The organism is Naasia lichenicola (assembly GCF_004801885.1).
GTDB classification, from domain to species: Bacteria; Actinomycetota; Actinomycetes; order Actinomycetales; family Microbacteriaceae; genus Naasia; species Naasia lichenicola.
This window is the reverse complement of the sequence record NZ_SSSM01000001.1, coordinates 408,088-430,618: the sequence shown is the minus strand read 5'-3', so window position 1 is coordinate 430,618 and position 22,531 is coordinate 408,088. Positions and strand designations below refer to the sequence as shown.

Below are 22,531 nucleotides of genomic sequence, written 5' to 3'. Positions count from 1 at the left end.
TGCTCTCGTCGGTTCGGGAAGTGAATGCGGGGGAAGTGCTCAGCGACGGTGATAGACGCCGGGACGTCGTTCGGCGAACGCCGCTCGCCCCTCGGTCGCATCCTCGGTGGCGAAGCAGATGGTCTGCAGGTCGCGCTCGTAGGCGATCGCCTGCTCCTGCGGGAGGTTCGCCGAGGCGTGCAGGTTGGCCTTCGCGGTCTCGGCCGCGATCGGCGGGCGGGACGCGATGGTGGCGGCCAGCTCTCGGGCACGGGTGATCAGCTGGTCCCCCGGCAGGACCTCGCTCACGAGCCCCCAGGCGAGCGCGCGATCCGCGTCGATCGGGTCGCCGGTCATCAGCATGAGCGCGGCGTTGCTGGCGCCGATCGACTGGGCGAGGAAGGTGGTCATGCCGCCACCGCCGATCCAGCCGAGCTTGATCTCCGGAGCGCCGAACTTGGCGGTGTCGGCCGCGATGCGGATGTCGCAGCTCAGCGCCGTCTCGAGGCCGCCTCCCAGCGCGTAGCCGTTGACGGCGGCGATGACAGGCTTGCGCAGTCGCCGGATGGCGTCGCAGTAGTCGGCGCGATTGCGGAAGTCCCAGGGCGTCGAGTACTTGTCGAGGCTGGTGATGTCCGAGCCCGCGCTGAACGCCTTGGGGCCCGCACCGGTGAGCACGACGGCGCGGACGGAATCGGAGTCGTTGCACCAGTCGCTGGCGAGCACGAGGTCGTCGGCCATCGGCTGGGTGACGGAGTTGAGCTTCTCCGGTCGCGAGATCGTGATGACCGCCACGAAGTCGGTCAGCTCGAACCCGACGTTGCCGCTGGTCAGGACGGGCCCGGTGCTGTCTGGAGCGGTGCTGCCGGAAGCTTCGTTGCTCATGAGAGTGCCTTTCGGGCGGAGGCGGCCGCGATGGCGGCGCGCTGCAGGTCGGTGAGAGCGTCGAACAGCTCCGCCGCGGTCGATCCAGACCGGATCGCCGCCCGGATCACTCCGGATCCCTCGGACTGGAAGGGGATGTAGCCGGGGAAGCGAGGGCGCACCCAGGACTGCTCGATGGTGTCGAGGGTCCCGGAGTAGAAGCGCCCGGACGCGGCGTCGACCAGCTCGTTGTTCCAGGCCGACCTCGCGCTGGGCTGGCCCTCGTGGGTCGGGATGAAGTAGCTCTGGGTGCTCGGAGACATCAGCCAGCGGATGTGCGCGAGCAGCTCGGGGGCGACCCCTGTGCGTCGGGAGACGGCGATGCCGGTACCGCCGATGGTGGAGCCGATTCGACCACCCGACACCGCGACGGGTGCCTGTCCGAAGCTGACGCGACGCGGCAGAGCAGGCGACGAGTAGTTGACGTAGCCGTAGATCAGAGGGCAGTAGGCGATCGAGTCCCCGGCGGTCATGAGGTCGAGCATCGCGATGGGGTTGAGCTGATCGGCGCCGGCTGGGGCGCGATCCGCGAGGGTGCGCATGAGGTCGAACGCGCGCTCGCCGATCTCGGCATCGACGAAGCGGCCCGTGTCGGAGGCGGCGGGTTCGCCGCCGAGCGAGACGATGATCGAGCAGAGCGAGAGGAAGGCGTGCGGGCCGGCGAGGCTCAGCGCGACGGGTGCGGTGCGGCTGAGCTCGCGCACCTCGTCCCAGGTGCGGGGTGCTTCCGCGATGAGGTCGGCTCGGCGAGCGGAGACCTGGGTGGCCGCGTCGAGCGGCAGCGCCCAGAGTTCCTCGTCCATCCGATACGAGCTGAAGCTCGGACCCACCCCGTCGGTCTCCCACGCGGCGAGCTCATCCGCGTCGAACAGCTCGGACATGGGTCGGAGGCTGCCTCCGGCGAGGGCATCGCCGAGGTGCGGGTGATCGAGCACGATGAGGTCGTAGCGCTCGGCCAGCTCCTCGATCGGAGCGGACTCGAAGCCCTCGAGGGTGTGCACGTCCCAGTCGATCGAGAAGTCGTCTGTCGCGGACTTCCGGGCAGCCGCCTCGAGGGCGGAGCGCCCTCTCGGGTGGTCCCAGGTGAGCCCGCGGTAGTGCATCAGCCCGCCGCCTCGGCGACGGTCAGGACCGCGGGGGTCGCGGCTTCGGGCTCTTCGGCGGCGGTCGCGGCGACCTCGACATCGCCCTCGATCAGCGTGCTGGCGGCGATGGCCCCGGACGCCACGAGACGTTCGATCTGCTCGGCGTCGAAGCCGACCTCGCCGAGGATCTCGCGGGTGTGCTGGCCGGTGAGCGGGGCACCCCGGTAGATCTGCGGCGGAGTCTTCGAGAACTTGTACGGGAAGCCGGGGACCTTGACGTGTCCCTCGGTCGGATGGTCGTACTCGACGAAGGTGCCGTTGTGCGCGATCTGCGGGTCGGCGACCAGGTCGGCGTAGCCGTAGACCGGAGCCGCCCAGATGCCACCCTCGGTGAACTCGTGCATCCAGTGCGCCGTGGTCTGCTTGACCAGCTGCGCGGCGGTCTTGGCGAAGAGCTCGTCGCGCTGGTTCCAGCCGGCGTCCTCTCCGTCGAGGTCGGCGAAGCTCGGCTCGCCGATGATGCGCCCGAGGTCCTTGAGCACGGGCATCGCCATGGCGATGAAGCCGTCGGCCGTCTTGAACGTGCCGTAGGGCGAGCGGATGTAGACGTGGGCGTGCGGCTCGGCGCTGCGCACCTGCGGCACCCCGCCGACGGTGAAGACGGAGAGCTCCTGCATCTGCAGGGTGGTGATCGAGTCGAGCATGTTGACGGTGACGAGCTGGCCCTCACCGGTGCGCTCGCGGTGCAGCAGCGCGGCGAGCACGGCCTCGAACGCGGTCGACGCGGTGATGGCGTCGACGAGGTACTGACCGGCGGCGACGGGTGGCTCGCCGTTGCGGCCGCTCGAGCGCATGGCGCCCGACATCGCCTGCAGCAGCAGGTCCTGGCCGGGCCGGTTGCGGTAGGGGCCGTCCTCGCCGTAGCCCGAGATGGAGACGTAGATGATCTTCGGGTTGATCGCCTTGAGCGACTCGTAGTCCACGCCGAGCCGTGCGGCGACACCGGGCCGGTAGTTCTGCAGGAAGACGTCGGCAGATGCGACGAGCTCGCGAAGCACGGCCTTGCCGTCCTGCGCCTTGAGGTCGATCGCGACGGAGCGCTTGTTGCGGTTGAGCGAGAGGAACGAGACGTTGATCTCATTGCCGACCGCACCGCCGGCCGGGTTGTGGCGCTGCCACTCCCCCGTGACCGGCTCGACCTTCACGACATCGGCGCCGAGGTCGCCGAGTCGCTGCGCTGCGAAGGGGCCGGCCATGGCGATGGAGCAGTCGAGCACGCGGTAGCCGGAGAGGACTCCGCGGTTCTGTTCGGTCATGGGATTCCTTATGCGAGCGCGAGTGGTAGCGCTAACAATTCTAGAGGATGCAGGGGTGCTTCGGTCGGTGGGGCGGGTGCGGTTCAGTCGGGCTGCGGGCCGATGGCGCGGATCGCGGAGCGGACCGCGGCCGTCTCAGCAGAGCCCTGCAGGATCCGGATCGTGGTGCGGTACTCGCGGCTCTCGCCGTGCTCGAGGAAGGTCATCGATCCGTCCTCGCGGGAGGCGCCGTCTCCCCCGACGTGGTGGCTGGAGGGCTCGAGCCCCACCGCGTACTGGCCGTCGCGGAGGTTCTGCCACTCGAAGAAGTTCGGCATGGTGGATGCGTCCCAGCTGACCTCGACTCCACTCTCGCCGTCGGCGGAGAGAAGGGCGACCCGGTGCAGGCCGTCGGATCCAGCGACCAGCTCGTGCTCCGTCACCTGTTCGACGAAGCCGCGGGCCGGCGCGGGCAGCAGGCGGTAGCTCGCGCCCTGCTCGGCCACGGAGTCCGACTGCCAGAGGTGCTTCGTGATGGGGGCGACGAACTCGGTGCCCTCATCGACGTACGGCCAGCCGAAGTTGAGGTGGTACAGGAACATGTGCGGCGTCGGCTCGAAGCCGAGGTTGTCGACCACGTCGTGGATCCGCAGCTCGTGGCCGTCGAAGTCGACCTCGTACGTGCGGGTGAGACGCAGGTGCTCGCCGAACGCGGTGGCCTGGATGACCTCGCCCTTGACGCGCAGGACCGCTGACTCCCCCGACCAGATCTCGGCCGCCTCGAGCAGGCGGGCCGGGATGGCGGTGACCCGGCCGTGCAGGCCGTGGCTCACGGTCTGCTTGGGCGGGTAGTTGTACCTCGTCGCGTCGACCTCGCCGCCGAACAGCGTGTGGTCGAGTCCTCCGGTGACGAGGAGCCCGTCGAGGGCGCGCAGCCAGCTGAGCCCGCCCTCGTCGCTGTGCTCGTGCAGGCCGGGATGGCGGTAGCCGTTGCCCGAGCGCCAGCCGAACGGGACGCCCTTGAAGCGCGCGTCGCCGATGTCGAGCGCCCGGTCGACCAGCAGATCGATTTCGAGGCCCGCGGCGGTGCGCAGCTCGATGGCGCGGACGCCGCGCTCCACCCCGTTGTCGAGCACCACCTGGCGGATGCCGGCCACCGAGGAGGTGTCGCCGGTGCGTCGCCGCAGCTCGGCCGGGGTGATGTCGTGACCTGCGATCTTCATGCGTTCCTACTGTTCTGGGGAGGCGGAGTCGAGCGGTCGATGGATGGGCGTACGCCTAGTCCATCGTCCAGCCGCCGTTGACGTTCAGGACCTGGCCGGTGACGAAGCTGGAGTCGGGTCCGGCGAAGAAGGCCACCGTGGCGGCGAGCTCCTCGTTGGTGCCACGACGCTTGAGCGACTGGCTGTCGATGACGTGCTGGTTGTAGATCTCGGGGTTGTCGTGGATCTTCTCCGCGTCGGTCGGGAAGGCTCCCGGCGAGACCAGGTTGACCCGGATGCCGCTCGGGCCGAGCTCGCGGGCGAGGGCCCGGGTCATGCCGACCGCGGCTCCCTTGGTGGTGACGTAGCTGGCGAGCAGCGCCCATCCCCCGCCCCAGGTGATCGACCCGATGTTGATGATCGATCCCTTCGAGCGGGTGGCCATCAGCTGCGCGGCGGCCTGGGCGGCCACGAAGTAGGCGCGCTGGTTGACCGTGACGACGTCGTCGAACTCCTCGACGGTGATCTCGAAGAAGGGGGTGTTCGGATAGATCGCGGCGTTGTTGACCAGCACCTCGATCGGACCGAAGTCCGCCTCGACCTGGTTGATGCTGTCGACGAGCTTCGTTGCATCCCGCAGGTCGCAGCTGACGCCGATCGCGGGGACGCCCGCCTCCTCGAGGAGGCGGACCGTCTCGCTGAGCGCATCGCCCGCGCGACCGAACGCGGCGACCGCGAATCCGTCGGCGCCGAGGCGGATGGCGGTGGCCCGGCCGAGTGCACCGGCGGCCCCCGTCACGATCGCAACGGGGCGGCCTTCGGATTCGCGGTTCGCCATGCTCAGACTCCGTACTTCTTGAGGACGCCCTGCACGAACTCCTTGGCGCGCGGCACGTCAGACTCGTCCAGGTGCTCGATGATCAGCGGGACGTTCGGGCTCTTCTCGCTGAGACGCTGAACGTACAGGTCGTAGTTGAGCTCGCCGAGCCCGGCCGCCGGCAGCTCGATCTCGCCGACGCCGCGGAAGGTGTGCGACTCGAGCGCGTCCTCATCGCCGATGTCCGCGTGCTTCTCGCTCTTGTCGTCGCCGGAGCGCTTGACGTCCTTGGCGTGCGCGACCCGCACCCGGCTGGTGATGTCGTCGTCGAAGACGGCGTTCAGGATCGAGTCCATCTCGTCGATGTTGTAGCTCTCGAAGTAGTTGGTCGGGTCCATGAGCAGGTCGAGGCCCTTGGTGCCGACATCCTCGAACACGCGCTTGGTCTGCTCGAGCGAGCCGATCACGTTGTTGACGTAGGTCTCGAGCAGGAAGACGGAGCCATGGTCGTAGGCCGTCTGGGCGAGGTCGGCGATGACGTCGCGGGCCTGCTCGTAGGCGTCCTCGGTGGTGTTGTGCTCGTCGGGCGCCCAGTCGGACTCGGTGTTGAAGGTTCCGGACTCGCTGATCACGTACGGCGTGCCGAACTGGCGCGCGTTGCGGATGATCTCCTTGAGGTAGTCGACGCGGCGCTTCCGCTCGTCGAGGTCGGGGTGCACGATGTTCGTGTAGCCCGAGATCGCGCAGATCGGCAGGTCGGCGTCGCGGAACGCATCGCGCACCTGCTTGGCCTTCTCGGCCGTGATCTGGCCGGCGGACAGGTCGATGTCCTTGAAGTGCAGGTCGAGCTGCACGGTGTTGAACCCGAGGCCGCGAATGGTCTTCACGGTGGTGTCGAGGTCGTAGGGGAAGTACCCGCTGAAGATGCCCAGCTGGATCATGGCGTCATTGCTCCTTGTTGCGTCGAGGGTGTTGCTCGGGGTGGGATGTTGCTCGGGGTTGAAGGGCTGGGCTCAGGCGAATTCGCTGAGCTGGACAGGCCGGTTCTCGTCGATCGACCGGTAGCCGGCCTCGACGAGCTGCATGGTCTTGACGTTGTCGGCGACCGAGAGCGCGGGAGCCGTGCCCGACTCGATGGCGTACTGCAGCTGTTCCATCACGCCGATGAAGGCATGCGGGAACCAGTGCGTGTCCCAGGTCGGAGTGACCCACTTGCCGTCGGTCGTCTTCGTGGAGGCGTAGGTGAGGGTGGACGGGTCTCCGGTCGGCCAGCCGATGGTGCCCTGGGCGACGCCCGCGGTGCCCTCCACCCGCCACTTGATGTAGATGTCCGAGTCGAATCCCTCTTCTCGGGGGCCCGACCAGACGTCTTCCATCGAGACGGCGAGCACGTTGTTCGGGAAGCGCAGGGTGGAGACCACGATGCCGTCCGTGTGCTCGAAGGTCGTCCGGGGGTCGGTGCGCACCGCGGTGTAGATCTCGGTCGGCTCGCCGAACAGGAAGCGCAGCGCGTCGAGGTGGTGCACGCTCATGTTCGACAGGGTCAGGCGGTCGTACTCGGAGAGGAAGGTCTGCCAGTGCGGGATGGCCCGCATCTCGATCGTGGCGAGGACCACGTCTCCGAGCTCGCCGCGCTCCAGGATCTGGGACAGGACCCGGATGGACTGGTCGTAGCGCATGTTCTGGTTGACGGAGAGGATCTTGCCGGCCGCCGCGGCCTCGTCGCGGAGCGCGATGGCGTCCTCGAGGCTGAGGGCGAGCGGCTTCTGGGCGAGGATGCCCTTCACGTGCGGCTGGGCAAGCGCATGGCGGATGAGGGCCGGCTGCAGGTCGGGCGGGAACGCGATGTCGATGACCGCGATCGACGGGTCCTCGATGAGCTGCTCCGGCGTGTCGTGGACGGTCGGGATGCCGTACTGCTCGGCGACCTTCGCGGCGTTGCCGACGGTGCGCGATGCGATCGCCGCGACCTCGAAGCCGGCCTGACGGTAGGCCTCCAGATGCACGTCGGACATGATCATCCCGGCGCCGATCACGCCGATCCGGGATGAACGGGACCTGACCTGGACGTCGGGTTCGAACTCCGTCTGGAGTGTCGCCATGGTGTCTCCTGTCGCCTCTTTGCGATGCCGCGAACTGTCGCGCCGATCAAAATGTTAGCGCTACTGGTAACGCTCTTGGGTTTAAGTTAGTGTTCCGAGTTATTCGCGTCAACCACAGCGACGAACGCCTCTTCCGGCGGCCGTCTGGTTTCCCCGACGCGGGTCCCGACGGGTTTCAAAGGAGAAACAATGAGCCATCTGCGCACCAGGAGCGGCCTTCGCCGCTCGGCCACCATTCTGGCCGCCACAGCATCCCTCGCCCTTCTCGCCGGGTGCTCCAGCGCCCCCGCTTCGTCCGGTGACGGCACCGCCGGAGCCGGCAGCGACGGCAAGTACGTGATCGGCTTCGAGCAGCCCCTGGGCGGCCAGGCATGGCGCGAGACCGGTCTCGCCGCGCTGCAGGCGCTCGCGGCCCGTCCCGAGTACAAGGACAAGGTCGAGATCAAGATCGTCCGCACCAACGACAACGACGCAGCGGCCCAGAACGCGGCCATGCAGAACCTCATCGCCGATGGCGTCGATGCGATCCTCTTCGACCCGGCCTCCTCCTCGGGCGCCGACGCGGCGATCACCCAGGCCAAGGCGCAGGGCATCGTCGTCATGGCGAACGGCGGACCCTACGACAACGACGACGTCTACGTCGTCTCCACCGACTGGGCGAACGCCGGCACGATCGGCGCCGACTGGCTGCTCGGCCAGCTGGGCGACAACAAGAAGGTCGCCGTGCTCGAGGGCCTGGCGGGCGTCCCGCTCAACGACGGCACCATGCCCGGCGTCATCTCGGCACTCGAGGACGGCGGCGCGACGGTCGTCGCCCAGGGCACGAACGGCTGGAACGAGGCGACCGCCCAGGAGAACATGGCGAGCATCCTCCGTTCCAACCCCGACATCGGCGGCGTCTACTCGTTCCTGACCGGCGGCCAGGGAGTTCCCGAGGCGTTCGAGGCCGCGGGCCTCCCGTTCGTCCCGGTCGTCGGCGGATCCGGCTACAACGGCGAGGCGTGCACCCTCGTGAAGTACAAGGACCAGGGACTCGAGGGCGACATGGTCTTCGGCCAGCCCGCCATCTACGCCAAGGGCCTCGAGCAGGTCGTCAAGATCCTCGATGGTGACGATGTGGACAAGGTCCAGGCATTCCCGCCGCTGGAGATCACGCAGGACAACGCGGCGGACTTCTGCCTCGATGACCAGCCGGCCAACTTCCAGCTCGGCTACGACTTCCCGGGCTTGAACATCACCGTCGACGAGATGCTCAAGTACTACCAGGGCTAGTCGCACGCCTTCCGGCTGAATCCTTCGTCCGCTCAGCCGGAATCGGCCGGCCCGCGCATCGACACCCGATGCGCGGGCCGGCCCCACACTTCTCCCCGCTTGTCTCCCCCGCTTCTCCCCCCCGCTTCTCCCCCCCGCTTCTCCCCCGCTCATCGACGCACGAGGTGATCGCCCCATGGCTTCCCGCACTCCCCCGCCACAGGACATCGAGACCGCCACGGTGGCGTCGGTCGAACCAGCAGCAACCGCAGCAGCAGCCTCGGCCGCGCCGGGTGCCGTGCTCGTCGAGGTCCGCGACCTGATCAAGCACTACGGCGCAGTGCACGCCGTCGACGACGTGACCTTCGACGTGCGGGCCGGCGAGGTCCACGCACTCGTCGGCGAGAACGGCGCGGGCAAGAGCACCGTGGCCAAGATGCTCGCCGGTGCCGTGTCATCCACATCCGGCAGCATCACGGTGGATGGATCGCCCCTCGCCGGCGGCAGCGTCCGCGACGCCCGCAAGGCCGGCGTGACCTGCGCCTTCCAGGAGCTCGCCCTCGTCCCCGACTGGACCGTCGCCGAGAACCTGCGCCTGCCCGACGGCGCTCCGCTCAAGGGCTTCTCGCAGAAGAAGGCGACCGCCGCCGCCCGCGAACTGCTCGCCGGGCTCGAGCTGGCCCACATCGATCCCGCCGCTCCGGTCTCCACCCTGTCGCTGGCCGATCGCCAGCAGGTCGAGATCGCCCGCGCCATCGCCGCGAAGCCCAAGGTGCTCATCCTCGACGAGGCGTCCTCCGCCCTCGCCCCTCCCGGAGTGCAGTGGCTGTTCCGTCGCATCCGCGAGCTGACGGCCACCGGCTCGAGCGTCATCTACGTCTCGCACCGCCTCGGTGAGCTTGCCGAGATCGCCGATCGCGGCACCGTGCTGCGCGACGGCCGGGTCGCCGGCTCGTTCGTCCGAGGATCCTGGACCGACGACCAGCTCATCTCGATGATGGCCGGCCGCGAGGCCACCCGGCACTTCCCGTCCGCCCCACCACTGTCCTCGACCGCGCCGCATCCCGCGCTCGACGTGGAGAACCTCGTCTCCAGCGGCGTCGACGGCGTCACCTTCCGCGTCGAGGCCGGCGAGATCCTGGGCGTCGGAGGACTGCAGGGCCACGGCCAGGCAGAGCTGCTGCGCGCGCTCTTCGGCGCAGCTCCCGCGCGCGCCGACCGCTGGAGCATCGCCGGGAAGCACATCCGCCGTCTCTCCCCGGTCAGCGCGGTGCGCCACGGCGCCGGCTACGTGCCAGAGGACCGCAAGCGCGAGGGCCTCGCCCTGGGGCTCGGGGTCGGCGAGAACCTCGTCACCCCATGGCTGCGCACCTTCGGCCTGGGCGGACGCCCTCTGCTCGCCAGCCAGGGCGGATGGATCAAGAACGTGCTCGCCTCGCTGTCCGTCCGCACGCGCGGACCGCTGGAGCATGCGGGCGCGCTGTCCGGCGGCAACCAGCAGAAGCTCGTCTTCGGGCGCTGGACCGACAGGGACCGCAAGCTCGTCCTGCTGCACGACCCGACCCGCGGCATCGACGTGCGCGCCAAGCAGGAGCTCTACGACGCGATCATCGAGCTCTCCCGCCAGGGCGTCGGCGTGGTCTGGTTCTCCACCGAGGTCGAGGAGCTCGTGCACGTCTGCCACCGCGTGCTCGTGCTCTATCGCGGCGGCATCGCCGACGAACTCCAGGGCGACCGCCTGACGGCTGATGCCGTCGTCGGCGCAGCAGTCGGCGCGAAGACCCGCTGATGCGCGTCCCTGCCCCCCGCACCCCACCAGCGCCGAATTGCCGGAAATGGCTCTCTCGCGAGCGATCTGAGAGCCATTACTGGCAACTCGACGCCTCCTCCTCCGTCCGACCGCTCTCAGGAGAATCCCGATGACCGCGACCGTCACTCCACCGCCGACCATCCCTCCCGTGCAGAAGCGCGCGCAGGGCGGACTGCGAGGCTTCTGGAACGCGCAGCCCGTCGTCCGGCTCCGTCGCGAAGGCGCGATGCCGCCTCTCGCGGCCTTCCTCGTCTTCTTCGTCGTCTACGTGATCATCAACCCTGAGCTGCTGACCCGGTTCCAGCTGCAGACCGCCTCGAACCTCGTGGTCCCGCTGGCCTTCGCCGCGCTGGCCCAGCTGCTCATCGTGCTGGTCGGCGGGATCGACATCTCGATCGGTGCGATCATGAGCCTCTCGAACGTCGTGTTCGCGACCGCGATGGTCTCGCTCCCCGTGCCGCTCGCCATCCTCGCGGGCCTCGCCACCGGCCTCGTCTGCGGCCTGTTCAACGGGTTCCTCGTCGCCTTCGGCAAGCTGCCCGCGATCGCGGTCACCCTGGCCAGCGCGTTCATCATCGGATCGATCAGCCGCGAGGTGATGGACCGCCCGGGCGGCGGCATCACCGAGCAGTTCTATCTCGCGACCAGCGGCGAGCTGTTCCCCTACATGCCCGTCTCGCTGTTCTGGCTGATCCTCGCCGCCGTCGGGCTCTGGCTGCTGCTGCAGCGCACCGCGCTCGGTCGGCACATCTACGGGGTCGGCTCCAACGTGGAAAGCGTTCGCGCGGCCGGCCTCAACGCGCGCGGAGCCCAGCTCGCCGCCTTCGCGCTGTCTGGCGTCGTCGCCGCCCTCGGCGCGATCATGCTGGCTGGGTCAACGCTCACCGGCGATCCGCGCAGCGGCGACCCGTACCTGCTCAACTCGATCGCGGCGGTCGCGCTGGCCGGAGCGAGCTTCGCCGGCGGCAAGGGCAGCATCCTCGGCACCATCCTCGCCGCGTGCACGCTGGGCCTCGTCGGCAACCTGCTGTTCTTCGCCGGCATCAACTCCTACTGGCAGTACGTGATCGCCGCGCTCATCGTCATCTCCGTCGTCGGCATCCCCGTGATCAGCCGTCAGATCAGCACCGCTGTGAGAGGAATCAAGGCATGACCGCCACCCTTCCCCCCGCCAGCCAGTCGGACGGCCTCGCCGAGCCCGACGACTCGGACCGCCGGTCGGCGTTCAGCCGGATCACCAGTCGGGTTCCGCGGAGCGCGTGGCCGCTGATCGTCTTCGCGCTGCTGTTCCTGATCGGCGGCATCATCCGACCGAACCTGCTGTCGGTCGACTCGCTGATCGGCACCGCGACGTTCGCGATGATCCTCGCGATCGCCTCATTCGGACAGACGGTCGCCGTGATCGGCGCCGGCATCGACCTGTCCGTCCCGAACACGATCGCCTTCGCCGCACTGAGCTTCCTCACCTGGAGCGGCACCATCGGCCCGGTGCCCGCGCTGTTCGCGGCCGTCGGCGCCGGAGCCGTGATCGGCATCGTCAACGGCCTCGTCGTCTCCAAGCTCGGCCTGACGCCCATCGTGACGACGATCGCCATGAACGGTCTGCTCTTCGGGATCGTGCTGCTCAGCTTCAAGAACTCCGAGCTCACCGTCATCCCCGACTTCCTGACGAACATCACCGCTACGAAGCTCGACCTGTTCGGCGTGAAGATCGCGGCGGTCCTGCCGCTCGGCCTCGCCCTGCTCGTCGTGCTGCAGCTGATCCTGAGCTTCTCGGGGTTCGGCCGGTCGCTCTTCGTCGTCGGCTCGGCCCCCGAGACCGCGAATCTCGCCGGACTGCCGGTGGATCGCATTCGCATCACGTCCTACGCGTTGAGCGGTGCGCTCGCCGCATTCGCCGGCATCGTCATCGTCGGCTTCTATGCGCAGGCGTCGGCCACCATGGGCGCCTCGTACCTGCTCGGCTCGGTGGCCGCGGTCGTGGTGGGTGGAGCGTCGATCTTCGGCGGGCGCGGATCGATGGTCGGGACGCTGGGCGGCGCACTGGTGCTCGGCCAGGTCGCGACCCTCGTCTCGGTCGCGAACCTCGGCTCCAACATCCAGCAGCTGATCTACGGCGTCATCGTCCTCATCGTCATCGCCCTCTACGGACGGCGCGGCTCGGAGTAGCGGGGCCTCGATACGGCGCTGGCGGCTCGAGACCGGCTGCCATGCTCGGCTGGTCTCGAGATGCGCCGTAGACGGCGCTCCTCGACCAACGAGGGGTCAGCAGGCGATGTCGTAGTCCAGCTGGCGGACGACGAACTGCGTGATCGCGACCCGTCCACCCGCTGTGAGGGGTGCCGCCGTGCCGCACCTGGCTCGCGCGTCCTTCTCCGAACTGGACCCCGCCAGCCAGCTCGGCAGCGCATAGAGCGCGCTCGTCGAGGGAGTCGTCCCGGCGATGGTGCTCCACTGGGCGCCGGTGGAGTAGACGCCGACGCTGGCGCCGACCTGCGTGCCGAGGTAGACGGCCATGCCTTCGAGTGCTGCGGTGTTCGCCTGGCGGGAGCTCTGCCAGGTGTTGCCCGTCTCGACATCGAGCCACCAGCGGTAGGCCTCGGCGGCGATGCCGAGCGAGCGGACCTGGGCGACGTCCTCGACGGCGAGTGAGTACCCGTAGACGAAGGTGCATGCCGGGCCGTAGTCGGCGGCGCGTGTGCAGGAGCCGTAGGGGTTGCCGACGACGGCCGTGCCGTTCTTGGTGGTGTTGCTCGACGGCCACCACGAAGCCTGGGCCGCCGCATTGGCGGTGTTGACATACAGTCCCACCGCATTCGCGCTGCTCGCGGGTGTGACGCGCTTCGCCCAGGCCAGCTGGTCGACGAGGCATGGGTTCCAGGTGTTGGCCACGCCGCCGTTCACGCCGATGATCGCGAATCCCGCAGAGGTGGGCAGCGCTGCGCCGCACTGCGGCCATGACACGTCGATGCCGACCGCCGTCGGTGTCGTCGGTGCGACGGGCTTGGCGGCGAAGGCCGCCTGTGGCGCGAGGATGGAAAGGACGGCTCCCATCACGAGGACGGGAAGCGTTCGGGTGATCCATCGGCGCATCATGGGCACAGTATGCGCGATGTCCAAGGCGGACGGATGGATCGGCTCGACAATGTCGCATCATCGCACTAGAGGCAGACCGGAGTCGTCGTCCTCGTTGTCGTCGCGTTGCACGAGTGCGCGGCTCGGACTAGCGCTGCTATCGAGACGGCGCCAGCGACTCGAGATCGATGCCATGCTCGGCCGGTCTCGAGACGCGCCGTAGACGGCGCTCCTCGACCAACGGGAGGTGGCCGAAGAGATTTCGGACGTCTCGTTGGTCGAGGAGGCCGCCCGCGGCCGTCTCGAGACCGGTTGCCTGGGCTACCGGTCCGGAATGCAAGTTGACTGTGACTCGAACATATGTTCGACTGGGGTGTGGGATTCAACAATCCTCCGATCCCCTGGTCGGAGCTCGAGCGGCGTCTGTCCGACGCATCGCGCCCCACATCGCGCCCGCTCACCTCGGGTGACGGTGGCGACAGCCCCGCCTGGTCGCTCAAGCGCGCGCCGTACCGACCGAAGCCGCCATCCGCCCCGCCGCTGCAGGGGCCGATCGTGCCGTATGCCGAGCTGCGCTCGCACTCCAACTTCAGCTTCCTCGACGGCGCATCCTCCCCCGAGGCCCTGCTCGAGGAGGCGGCCCGCCTGCGGCTCAGCGCCCTCGCCCTCACCGATCACAACGGGCTCTACGGCGCCGTCCACCTCGCCGAGGCGGCGGAGAAGCACGAGGTCGCCACCATCTTCGGCGCAGAGCTCGGCCTCGGCCTGACCCAGCCGCAGAACGGCATCGCCGATCCCGAAGGCAGCCACCTCGTCGTCCTCGCTCGAAAGCAGCAGGGCTACCACCGCCTCGCCTGCGCGATCACCGAGGCGCAGCTCGCTCCAGGAGCCGAGAAGGGCAGCCCCCAGTTCGACCTCAACGATCTGGCCGAGGCGGCGGATGGCGGCTGGTTCATCCTCACCGGCTGCCGCAAGGGACTGGTCCGCCAGGCGCTCCTCCCCCGCGGGTCGAGCCTGCCCGACGAGCAGGCGGCCGGTCGCGCACTCGACCGGCTGACCGACCTGTTCGGTCGCGACAACGTCGGCGTGGAGCTCTTCGATCGCGGGGAGCCGCTCGACTCGACCCTCAACGACGTGCTGGCGGCCCTCGCCGCCGAACGCGGACTGCCGATCGTCGCGACGGGGGCCGTGCACTACGCCACCCCCAAGCAGCACCGGCTCGGAACGGCGCTCGCCGCGGTCCGCGCCCGGCGCAGCCTCGACGACATGGACGGCTGGCTGCCGTCCGCCGCTGGAGCGCATCTGCGCTCGGGCGCCGAGATGGCGGCCCGCTTCGCTCGCTATCCCGGCGCGGTCGAGGCGACCGTCGACATCGCTGCCGACCTCTCCTTCCAGCTGCGCAGCGCCCGCCCCGGCCTGCCCAAGCAGGAGGTGCCCGACGGGCACACGCCCATGAGCTGGCTGCGCCACCTGGTCTGGGAGGCGGTCCCCCGGCTCTATCCGAATGCGCCGCAGGACACCCTCGATCGGATCAGCAACGAGCTCGCCGTGATCGAGGCCAAGGACTTCCCCGGCTACTTCCTCATCGTGCGCGACATCGTGCACTTCGCGAAGGGCCAGGGCATCCTCTGCCAGGGCCGGGGGTCGGCCGCCAACTCGGCCGTCTGCTACCTGCTCGGCATCACCGCGGTCGACTCGATTTTCTACGGGCTGCCGTTCGAGCGCTTCCTCTCGAGCCTGCGCGACGAGGAGCCCGACATCGACGTCGACTTCGACTCCGACCGCCGCGAGGAGGTCATCCAGTACGTCTACCGCAAGTACGGCAGGCGCAACGCAGCGCAGGTCGCCAACGTCGTCACCTACCGGCCGAAGAACGCGGTGCGCGACATGGCCAAGGCGCTCGGCCACTCGACCGGTCAGCAGGACGCCTGGTCGCGGCAGATCGAGCGCTGGGGCGCCATCGTCGAGTCCGACGACCACGACATCCCCGCCCCGGTGATCGACCTGGCTCAGCAGGTGCTCAAGTTCCCTCGTCACCTCGGCATCCACTCCGGCGGCATGGTGCTCACCGACCGCCCCGTCGGCGAGGTCTGCCCCATCGAGAACGCGCGGATGGACGGCCGCACCGTGCTGCAGTGGGACAAGGACGACTGCGCCTGGATGGGCCTGGTGAAGTTCGACCTGCTCGGCCTCGGCATGCTGGCCGCGATGCAGTACTCGTTCGACATGGCCGATGCGCACCTCGGCGAGCGCTGGGATCTCGCGACCCTGCCGCGCGAGGAGCAGGGCGTCTACGACCAGCTCTGCCGGGCGGACACCGTGGGCATCTTCCAGGTGGAGAGCCGCGCGCAGATGGGCACCCTCCCGCGGCTGCAGCCGCGTCAGTTCTACGACCTCGTCGTCGAGGTGGCACTCATCCGTCCCGGTCCGATCCAGGGCAAGGCCGTGCATCCGTTCGTGCGGCGCCGGGTCGGCGAGGAGCCGATCACCTATCTGCATCCCAAGCTCGAGCCGGTGCTCAAGCGCACGCTGGGAGTGCCGATCTTCCAGGAGCAGCTGATGCAGATCGCCATGGAGGTCGGCAACTGCTCCGGTGAGGATGCCGATCTGCTGCGTCGGGCGATGGGCTCCAAGCGCGGCCTCGAGAAGATCGAGTCGCTGAAGGAGAAGCTCTTCGCGGGGATGAAGGCGAACGACATCGACGACGCGACCGCCGAGGTGATCTACCGCAAGATCGAGGCGTTCGCCGACTTCGGCTTCGCCGAGAGCCACTCGATCAGCTTCGCCCTGATCGTCTACGCGAGCGCGTGGATGCGGCTGCACTATCCAGGCATCTTCCTCGCCGCCCTGCTGCGCGCCCAGCCCATGGGCTTCTACTCCCCCCAGTCGCTGACCGCCGATGCCCGCAGGCACGGCGTCGAGACGCTGCGCCCCGACATCCTCCGCTCCGGGGTCTGGGCCGACCTCGAGCCGCTGCCCGATCATGCCGCGGCGCCCACGGGAATGGATCCATGTCTCGTGCACGACCAGCCGAAGGTGTCGGAGCGGTTCGATGCGCAGGGTCCGATCGAGGATCACCTGCATCGCCGAGACGGCAACTTCGCGGTGCGACTCGGGCTGGCAGAGGTCGGCTCGATCGGCGAGAAGCTCGCCACCAGGATCGTCGCCGAGCGGGACGAGAACGGCGACTACATCAGCCAGGCCGATCTGCGCCGTCGGGTCGGGCTCAATGCCGCGCAGCTCGAGGCGCTGTCCGCCGCGGGCGCATTCGCGTCGCTCGGGCTCGGCCAGCGCGAGGCGCTCTGGGGTGCGGGAGCGGCGGCGCAGGAGGATCCCGACTACCTGGCCGGCAGCTCGATCACCGTGCAGCCCCCGCTGCTGCCGATGCTCTCCCCCGCCGAGCAGGTCGCCTCCGATCTGTGGGCGACAGGGATCTCGCCGGGCGAGCATCCGATGGTCTTCTTCCGCTCGCGGATGCGGGATCGCGGCGTGCTCGGCTCCCGCGATCTGCGCACGGCCGAGTCGGGGCGCCGGGTCGAGGTCGCCGGGGTGGTCATCCATCGACAGCGGCCGGCGACCGCGGCGGGTGTCACGTTCATCAACCTCGAGGACGAGGGCGGCATGGTCAATGTGATCTGCAGCGTGGGCGTCTGGCAGAAGTACCGCCGGATCGCCCGGGAGGCGCCGGCGATGATCATCCGCGGCAAGCTCGAGCGCTCGAAGGAGGGCGTGGTCAACATCCTCGCGGACCGCTTCGAGGTCCTCTCGATCGGCACGAAGTCCACCTCCCGCGACTTCCGCTAGGTGTACGCACGGGGTCAGCATGGCGCGCAGCGACAGGCTTCCCCGTGTCATAGGTCGAGAGCGGCGCCCGAAGGGTGTCCGAGCGACCGTATGGGGATGGCGTGCGGAACCCAGCCAGCTCGTATTTGATGGACATCGTGACTGACCCACTGATCGCGCGCCGCGTCTGGATCTCCGGCACCGTGCAGGGCGTCGGTTTCCGGTACTGGACCGAGAAGGAGGCGATCCGGCTCGGGGTTGGGGGCACTGTCCGCAATCTCTTCGACCAGCGGGTCGAGGCGGAGTTCGAGGGTCCGCCAGAGGCGGTGGACTCGCTCACTGAGTGGCTACGGCACGGACCGCCAAGCGCGCGGGTCTCTGGCATCGAGGTTGAGGAGCGCGAACCGCGCGGGATGACGAGATTCAGCGCGCAATAGACGATTCGATCATGTGCACGAAACCGGCGCTGTGTGCGCGGAATTTCGTGCACATTGGGCCGGAACGTAGGAACTAGGAGAGGGACGTGCCGAAGAGGAGGCCCAGGAGGTAGGTGGCTGCGGCGGCGCCCCAGCCGATCAGGAGCTGGCGCAGGGCACGGATGAACAGGGACGTGCCGGAGAGCAGGCCGACCACCGTGCCCGTGAGCAGCAGCGCGATGCCCACCAGGGCGGAGGCGACGAGAACCGCGGACAGTCCGGTCATTCCGAAGATGTAGGGCAGCACCGGGATGATCGCACCCGACGCGAAGAAGATGAAGCTCGAGACCGCAGCGCCGAGACTGCTGCCGATCGCCTCGTGCTCGTCGACGTCCGATTCCTCTCCACCCAGCTCGCCGTAGCCGAGCAGCACCGCCTTCGCCCGATTGGCGGCATCCTCCGCGGTCATGCCCCGTGCGCGATAGACGAGCTCGAGCTCGTTCTCCTCGACATCCAGCGACGCCACGGCCTGGCGCGCCTCCGCGCTGGGCCGCGATCCGGCGAGCAGCTCCCGCTGCGAGCGCACCGAGACGAACTCGCCGGCACCCATGGAGAGCGCCCCCGCGAGCAGTCCCGCGATGCCGGTGAAGAGCACGGCGGATGGCGCGACTCCTGTCGCGCCGACGCCCAGCACCAGTGCCAGGTTGCTGACGAGCCCGTCGTTGGCGCCGAAGACGGCGGCGCGGAACGTGCCCGAGATGCGGGACCGACCGCGCTCAGCGAGCCCGCGGACGACCTCGGCGTGGATCCGCTCATCCGCCGCCATCGAGTCGGTGGCGTCGGCGTCCGCCTCATAGGGCGATCGGCTCTCAGAGCGCTGCATGAGCGCGAGCACGAACACCGATCCGAAACGACGTGCCAGTCCGGCGAGCGCCCGGGTGCGCCACGACACCCGAGGCTCGGATCGCAGGTCCAGGCCGAGGAGCTCCCGCCAGTGCTGCTCATGGCGGGTCTCGGCGTCGGCGAGGCCGAGGAGGATCTCCCGCTCCGATCCGGAGCGGCGCGAGGCGAGGTCGCGGTAGACGAAGCCCTCCTCCCGCTCATCGGCGAGATAGCGGCGCCACCGGCGGAGATCGCGTGCACGGGCAGGGGCCCCCGAGGGGCGAGTGCTTGTCACGGGATTCAGTGTCTCAGACCCGGACGGACGACATGTCGGCTTCGGCGCGCCGAAAAACTCCTGATCCGAGTCATGTTGAGAGTCGGGGATGTGCTAGCGATCGCCCCCGGTCCGGCCGCTCGACTTGCTCTCGACGGCGATCCCGCCCATCGTGGAGGAGTGCAGACCCTCGAGCAGCCGGAGATCATCGAGCGCACCCTGCTCGACACTCCGTGGGTCACCATCGTCTGGAACGACCCGGTCAATCTGATGTCCTACGTCAGCCATGTCTTCCGCAGCTATTTCGGCTTCACCGAGCAGGAGGCGGACCGTCGAATGCTGCTCGTGCACAACGAGGGCCGCGCGGTCGTGGCGACCGGCAACCGCGAGGAGATGGAGCGGCACGTCGAGGCGATGCACGACTACGGCCTGTGGGCGACGCTGCAGAAGTCCGAGCAGTGAGGCACGAGCAGTGAGGCACGGGCAGTGAGGCCGTTCACGCGGGCCGGCGAGACGATCACCGCGGTGTTCGAGCCTCAGGAGGTGGACCTGCTCCGCGAGCTGTCCGACGATCTGGTCGGCTACCTCGGAACGCGGGAGCAGCGGACCGGTGATCCGGCGATGCTCCGCCTGCTGCCCGACGCCTACCGCGACGACCCCGAGTCGGCATCGGATTTCCGCCGCTTCACCGAGGACGGGCTGATCGAGCGGAAGATCGCCAACGCCCGGGTCATGTTGGAATCGCTGCCCCGTGGCCGCGCTGGCCACGAGGACGTCAATGGCGACCGGGATGCGGACGGCGACCCAGCCGTCGCTGTCGAGATCGATCTCCGAGCCGCCGGAGCCTGGATGCGCAGCCTCGCCGACCACCGTCTCATCCTGGCCGCCCGACTGGGCATCGTGGACGAGCGCACCTCCCTCCGAAGGGCCGACAAGCAGCTGGTGGCGCTCTACGACTGGCTCGCCTTCGTGCAGGATTCGCTGGTCCGCGCGCTGGATGCGCCCGCCTGAACGCACCCCTCCGCCGAACGCTGTGGCCTGAGCAGTCCTCACCCGACCGCGGAATCCTCGGGACTATCGTCGAGGCATGGGAGCGGTCGAACTCATCCTGGTCCGGCACGGCGAGAGCGAGGGCAATCTCGCCGCCGCGGAGGCGGAGCGGATCGCAGCCGAGACCATCGCCGTCCCAGCGCGGGACGCGGACGTCGTGCTGTCCCCCCGTGGCCGCGAACAGGCAGAGGCGCTCGGTGCGCACCTCGCCGAGCTCGCCGCCGACGATGTCCCGCAGAGCCTGTGGGTCTCCCCGTACCTCCGCGCTCAGCAGACGGCGGACATCGCCCTCCGCACGGCCGGACTCGACCTGCCTCGGCGACTCGATGAGCGACTGCGCGACAGGGAGCTCGGCATCACGGATGCGCTGACCAGCCTCGGGGTCGAGCGCCGCCTTCCCCTCGAGGCAGAGCGTCGGCGATGGCTCGGCAAGTTCTACTACCGCCCGCCGGGTGGCGAATCCTGGGCAGACGTCGCACTGCGCGTTCGATCCCTGCTCGCGGATCTCGACCGCGAGGAGGATGGTCGCCGCGTGCTGATCGTCTGCCACGACGCCGTGATCTCGCTCTTCCGCTATGTCGCCGAACGGATACCCGAGGCCGAGCTGCTCGAGCATGCGCGGCTCCATCCGATCCCGAACGCCGCGATCACCCGCCTCGCCCGCCCCTCCGGAGAGGGCAGCTGGACCGCGACGGTGATCAGCTCGGCTGCCCACCTGGCCGCCCATGGCGCCGACGTCACGCAGCATGTCGGCGAGCCCGACCCGCAGGAGGTTCGATGAGCGCCCCCGACCACGATTCGTCGTCCAGCCCCGTCCTGATCACCCCGGCGCTGCTGCGCGAGGTGCCGCTGCCCGAACCCGGATCGTCGAAGTCGGACCGAGGCGATGTCCTCGTCATCGGGGGTGCCCGCCGCACGCCGGGCGCCGCCGCACTCACCGGGATGGCCGCGCTCCGCGTCGGAGCGGGGCGCCTCACCCTGGCGGTGGCCGAGTCGGTCGCCGCCGGCCTCGCGGCGAGCTTCTTTGAGGCCGGCGTCGTCGGACTCGAGGAGACTCCGCGCGGTTCGGTCCGGGGAACCGGACTCGGGCCGCTCCGCGAAGAGATCGAGGGCGCGGACTGCATAGTGATCGGTCCCGGGCTCGACGACGCAGACGGCACCCTGGTGCTGCTCGAGAACATCGCTCCCCTGCTGCCCGATGGAGTCACCCTGGTCCTCGACGCCTTCGCGTTGGGCGTGCTGCCGAAGGCCTCAGCCATGCGCGCTGCCGCCGCCGGTCGCGTCGTGCTGACGCCGAACGGAGCCGAGGCGCAGCGGCTGCTCGACCGCGAGTCGGGCGAGACGCTCGACGACGCACGCGCCATCGCCGAGCGCTATCAGGCCGTCGTCGGCATGAAGAGCTTCGTCGTGGAGCCGGACGGCGCCGCGTGGGAGGTGTCCACCGGCCATCCCGGCCTCGGCACCTCGGGCAGCGGCGACGTCCTGGCCGGTGCGATCGCCGGTCTGCTCGCCCGCGGTGCGTCCGCCGGTGATGCCGCCCGCTGGGCGAGCTATCTGCACGCGGCGGCCGGAGACCGGCTCATCTCGCGGATCGGGCCGTTGGGCTATCTCGCCGGCGAGCTCACCGAAGAGCTGCCGGTGGTCCTCCGCGAGCTGAGCTGAGCTGAGCTGCCCTGAGTCGAGCCCGGTGAGCCTGCCGCCCGCCCGGCGGACTCCTCAGACCGAAGGCGCCGCCAACGGCGCCAGGAACAGCGAGCGCGGATCTTGCAGGACCGCGGGCACCTTGTAGTCCGTTCGGCTGGTCTCGCCGACGAACTCGGCGGTGCGCACGAAGTGGAGTCGGTCCTGCTCGTCGCTGCGGGTCAGCAGCTCTCCGGTCACCAGTGCGTGGGCCAGCACCGCGTCGTTGCCGACGAGCACGTCGATCTCGGTGCCGGGCGTCAGCGCATCCACGAACTCCGCCACCTGGGCGCGCCAGGCGGGCGTGTCCTTGCCCCGCGGAGACTTCTCGCTGATCTCGACCACTCCGTCCTCGCGCCAGCGCTGCTGGGTCGAGTGGTCCGCCGCCCGCAGCACCCAGCGCCGCTCGCCGCGAAGATCGGGTTCGCGGCCGACCCCTGATCCGGGCCAGACGTAGTCCAGGTCGCCCGGGGTGGTGGGGAAGATCGCCCCGTAGAAGCCCGCGTCCTTGCGGATGAGGTTGGACCGGTGACTGAGGTGGATCTGCTCATCGCCGATCCACCTCGGCAGCAGTCCCGCAGCTGCCAGCTCGTCCTGCGACATCCCGACGACCTCGGGGGCGAATTCGGCGATCAGGTCGCGCGTGCTGTCCGCATGACCCCGCGCCGTCCAGGCGTCGACGTTCGCCAGGCCGTACGCGGTGAGACCGGGGATGAAGCCGCGCCACATCCGGCTGACCGGGTGGTTCTGCCAGCCGTAGGTCGGGATGAGCAGCGAGCGGAGCACCTGCAGCGTCTCGACCCGCTGCTTGCCGAGTCGTGCCTGGTCGAGGATGGCGGAGCTCTCCGCGAAGTCGGGATACGGGAGGAAGGTCTGCACCCGGAAAGCGTACGAGTGACGGGAGGG

Annotated in this window: 20 protein-coding genes; 10 read left to right on the top strand and 10 right to left on the bottom strand. The window is 69.2% G+C overall.

What is annotated here, in order from left to right:
- Positions 1–39: 39 nt before the first annotated feature.
- The 7 genes from E6C64_RS02020 to E6C64_RS01990 all read right to left on the bottom strand — a co-directional run bounded on the left by E6C64_RS02020 (position 40) and on the right by E6C64_RS01990 (position 7,404).
- Complete coding sequence (locus E6C64_RS02020) at positions 40–864, bottom strand: enoyl-CoA hydratase/isomerase family protein (RefSeq protein ID WP_136425940.1); 825 nt, start codon at positions 862–864, stop codon at positions 40–42.
- On the bottom strand, positions 861–2,006 hold the full coding sequence (locus E6C64_RS02015) for an ABC transporter substrate-binding protein (RefSeq protein ID WP_199240930.1): 1,146 nt from the start codon (positions 2,004–2,006) through the stop codon (positions 861–863). The genes E6C64_RS02020 and E6C64_RS02015 overlap by 4 nt, the downstream gene beginning before the upstream one ends.
- Complete coding sequence (locus tag E6C64_RS02010; RefSeq protein WP_136425938.1) at positions 2,006–3,304, bottom strand: CaiB/BaiF CoA transferase family protein; 1,299 nt, start codon at positions 3,302–3,304, stop codon at positions 2,006–2,008. The genes E6C64_RS02015 and E6C64_RS02010 overlap by 1 nt, the downstream gene beginning before the upstream one ends.
- A gap of 83 nt (positions 3,305–3,387) precedes the next feature.
- Positions 3,388–4,506 carry an aldose 1-epimerase family protein gene (locus tag E6C64_RS02005; protein ID WP_136425937.1) on the bottom strand — a complete coding sequence of 373 codons (1,119 nt, stop codon included), beginning with the start codon at positions 4,504–4,506 and terminating at the stop codon, positions 3,388–3,390.
- Positions 4,507–4,561: 55 nt separating this feature from the next.
- Positions 4,562–5,323 (bottom strand): SDR family NAD(P)-dependent oxidoreductase, encoded by a 762-nt coding sequence (locus E6C64_RS02000; RefSeq protein ID WP_136425936.1) that lies wholly within the window; start codon positions 5,321–5,323, stop codon positions 4,562–4,564.
- Positions 5,324–5,325: 2 nt separating this feature from the next.
- Positions 5,326–6,243, bottom strand: a complete 918-nt coding sequence (locus tag E6C64_RS01995) for a sugar phosphate isomerase/epimerase family protein (protein ID WP_136425935.1) — start codon at positions 6,241–6,243, stop codon at positions 5,326–5,328.
- A 72-nt stretch (positions 6,244–6,315) separates the two neighbouring features.
- A complete protein-coding gene (locus E6C64_RS01990) occupies positions 6,316–7,404 on the bottom strand; it encodes a Gfo/Idh/MocA family protein (protein ID WP_136425934.1) in 1,089 nt (362 codons plus the stop codon).
- Positions 7,405–7,593: 189 nt separating this feature from the next.
- Here E6C64_RS01990 and E6C64_RS01985 point away from each other — a divergent pair, with 189 nt between their 5' ends.
- The 4 genes from E6C64_RS01985 to E6C64_RS01970 all read left to right on the top strand — a co-directional run bounded on the left by E6C64_RS01985 (position 7,594) and on the right by E6C64_RS01970 (position 12,634).
- Positions 7,594–8,676, top strand: a complete 1,083-nt coding sequence (locus E6C64_RS01985) for a substrate-binding domain-containing protein (protein WP_136425933.1) — start codon at positions 7,594–7,596, stop codon at positions 8,674–8,676.
- Positions 8,677–8,851: 175 nt separating this feature from the next.
- Positions 8,852–10,444, top strand: coding sequence for a sugar ABC transporter ATP-binding protein (locus E6C64_RS01980; protein ID WP_136425932.1), 1,593 nt, complete (start codon positions 8,852–8,854; stop codon positions 10,442–10,444).
- 130 nt (positions 10,445–10,574) lie between these two features.
- Positions 10,575–11,618, top strand: coding sequence for an ABC transporter permease (locus tag E6C64_RS01975; protein ID WP_136425931.1), 1,044 nt, complete (start codon positions 10,575–10,577; stop codon positions 11,616–11,618).
- Positions 11,615–12,634 carry an ABC transporter permease gene (locus tag E6C64_RS01970; RefSeq protein ID WP_136425930.1) on the top strand — a complete coding sequence of 340 codons (1,020 nt, stop codon included), beginning with the start codon at positions 11,615–11,617 and terminating at the stop codon, positions 12,632–12,634. The genes E6C64_RS01975 and E6C64_RS01970 overlap by 4 nt, the downstream gene beginning before the upstream one ends.
- 96 nt (positions 12,635–12,730) lie before the next feature.
- Here the strand turns inward: E6C64_RS01970 and E6C64_RS01965 are convergent, their stop codons facing one another.
- Positions 12,731–13,561: a glycoside hydrolase family 25 domain-containing protein gene (locus tag E6C64_RS01965; protein ID WP_233255408.1), complete on the bottom strand. Its 831-nt coding sequence runs from the start codon at positions 13,559–13,561 to the stop codon at positions 12,731–12,733.
- A 354-nt stretch (positions 13,562–13,915) separates the two neighbouring features.
- Here E6C64_RS01965 and E6C64_RS01960 point away from each other — a divergent pair, with 354 nt between their 5' ends.
- Positions 13,916–17,344: an error-prone DNA polymerase gene (locus tag E6C64_RS01960; RefSeq protein ID WP_136426372.1), complete on the top strand. Its 3,429-nt coding sequence runs from the start codon at positions 13,916–13,918 to the stop codon at positions 17,342–17,344.
- A gap of 128 nt (positions 17,345–17,472) precedes the next feature.
- On the top strand, positions 17,473–17,760 hold the full coding sequence (locus E6C64_RS01955; RefSeq protein WP_136425929.1) for an acylphosphatase: 288 nt from the start codon (positions 17,473–17,475) through the stop codon (positions 17,758–17,760).
- Positions 17,761–17,833: 73 nt separating this feature from the next.
- Here the strand turns inward: E6C64_RS01955 and E6C64_RS01950 are convergent, their stop codons facing one another.
- Positions 17,834–18,916 carry a VIT1/CCC1 transporter family protein gene (locus E6C64_RS01950; protein WP_136425928.1) on the bottom strand — a complete coding sequence of 361 codons (1,083 nt, stop codon included), beginning with the start codon at positions 18,914–18,916 and terminating at the stop codon, positions 17,834–17,836.
- Between the two features lie 159 nt (positions 18,917–19,075).
- Between E6C64_RS01950 and clpS the strand changes: the two genes are divergently transcribed.
- The 4 genes from clpS to E6C64_RS01930 all read left to right on the top strand — a co-directional run bounded on the left by clpS (position 19,076) and on the right by E6C64_RS01930 (position 21,607).
- Complete coding sequence (gene clpS / locus E6C64_RS01945; protein WP_233255449.1) at positions 19,076–19,357, top strand: ATP-dependent Clp protease adapter ClpS; 282 nt, start codon at positions 19,076–19,078, stop codon at positions 19,355–19,357.
- Between the two features lie 24 nt (positions 19,358–19,381).
- Entirely contained in the window at positions 19,382–19,906 is a 525-nt protein-coding gene (locus E6C64_RS01940; RefSeq protein ID WP_136425926.1) for a DUF2017 family protein, read from the top strand.
- A gap of 76 nt (positions 19,907–19,982) precedes the next feature.
- Positions 19,983–20,726, top strand: coding sequence for a histidine phosphatase family protein (locus tag E6C64_RS01935; protein ID WP_136425925.1), 744 nt, complete (start codon positions 19,983–19,985; stop codon positions 20,724–20,726).
- Complete coding sequence (locus E6C64_RS01930; RefSeq protein ID WP_136425924.1) at positions 20,723–21,607, top strand: NAD(P)H-hydrate dehydratase; 885 nt, start codon at positions 20,723–20,725, stop codon at positions 21,605–21,607. The genes E6C64_RS01935 and E6C64_RS01930 overlap by 4 nt, the downstream gene beginning before the upstream one ends.
- A gap of 54 nt (positions 21,608–21,661) precedes the next feature.
- Here E6C64_RS01930 and E6C64_RS01925 read toward each other — a convergent pair whose 3' ends face one another.
- A complete protein-coding gene (locus E6C64_RS01925) occupies positions 21,662–22,504 on the bottom strand; it encodes an MSMEG_6728 family protein (RefSeq protein WP_136425923.1) in 843 nt (280 codons plus the stop codon).
- Between the last annotated feature and the right edge of the window lie 27 nt (positions 22,505–22,531).

Bases quoted from the DNA above. Each gene is read 5' to 3' on its own strand.
- E6C64_RS01985 (WP_136425933.1), top strand. From the start codon at position 7,594: ATGAGCCATCTGCGCACCAGGAGCGGCCTTCGCCGCTCGGCCACCATT.
- E6C64_RS01970 (WP_136425930.1), top strand. From the start codon at position 11,615: ATGACCGCCACCCTTCCCCCCGCCAGCCAGTCGGACGGCCTCGCCGAG.
- E6C64_RS01975 (WP_136425931.1), top strand. From the start codon at position 10,575: ATGACCGCGACCGTCACTCCACCGCCGACCATCCCTCCCGTGCAGAAG.
- E6C64_RS01955 (WP_136425929.1), top strand. From the start codon at position 17,473: ATGGACATCGTGACTGACCCACTGATCGCGCGCCGCGTCTGGATCTCC.
- E6C64_RS01980 (WP_136425932.1), top strand. From the start codon at position 8,852: ATGGCTTCCCGCACTCCCCCGCCACAGGACATCGAGACCGCCACGGTG.
- E6C64_RS01935 (WP_136425925.1), top strand. From the start codon at position 19,983: ATGGGAGCGGTCGAACTCATCCTGGTCCGGCACGGCGAGAGCGAGGGC.
- E6C64_RS02020 (WP_136425940.1), bottom strand. From the start codon at position 864: ATGAGCAACGAAGCTTCCGGCAGCACCGCTCCAGACAGCACCGGGCCC.
- E6C64_RS01990 (WP_136425934.1), bottom strand. From the start codon at position 7,404: ATGGCGACACTCCAGACGGAGTTCGAACCCGACGTCCAGGTCAGGTCC.
- E6C64_RS02015 (WP_199240930.1), bottom strand. From the start codon at position 2,006: ATGCACTACCGCGGGCTCACCTGGGACCACCCGAGAGGGCGCTCCGCC.
- E6C64_RS01995 (WP_136425935.1), bottom strand. From the start codon at position 6,243: ATGATCCAGCTGGGCATCTTCAGCGGGTACTTCCCCTACGACCTCGAC.
- E6C64_RS02000 (WP_136425936.1), bottom strand. From the start codon at position 5,323: ATGGCGAACCGCGAATCCGAAGGCCGCCCCGTTGCGATCGTGACGGGG.
- E6C64_RS02010 (WP_136425938.1), bottom strand. From the start codon at position 3,304: ATGACCGAACAGAACCGCGGAGTCCTCTCCGGCTACCGCGTGCTCGAC.
- E6C64_RS01930 (WP_136425924.1), top strand. From the start codon at position 20,723: ATGAGCGCCCCCGACCACGATTCGTCGTCCAGCCCCGTCCTGATCACC.
- E6C64_RS01965 (WP_233255408.1), bottom strand. From the start codon at position 13,561: ATGATGCGCCGATGGATCACCCGAACGCTTCCCGTCCTCGTGATGGGA.
- E6C64_RS02005 (WP_136425937.1), bottom strand. From the start codon at position 4,506: ATGAAGATCGCAGGTCACGACATCACCCCGGCCGAGCTGCGGCGACGC.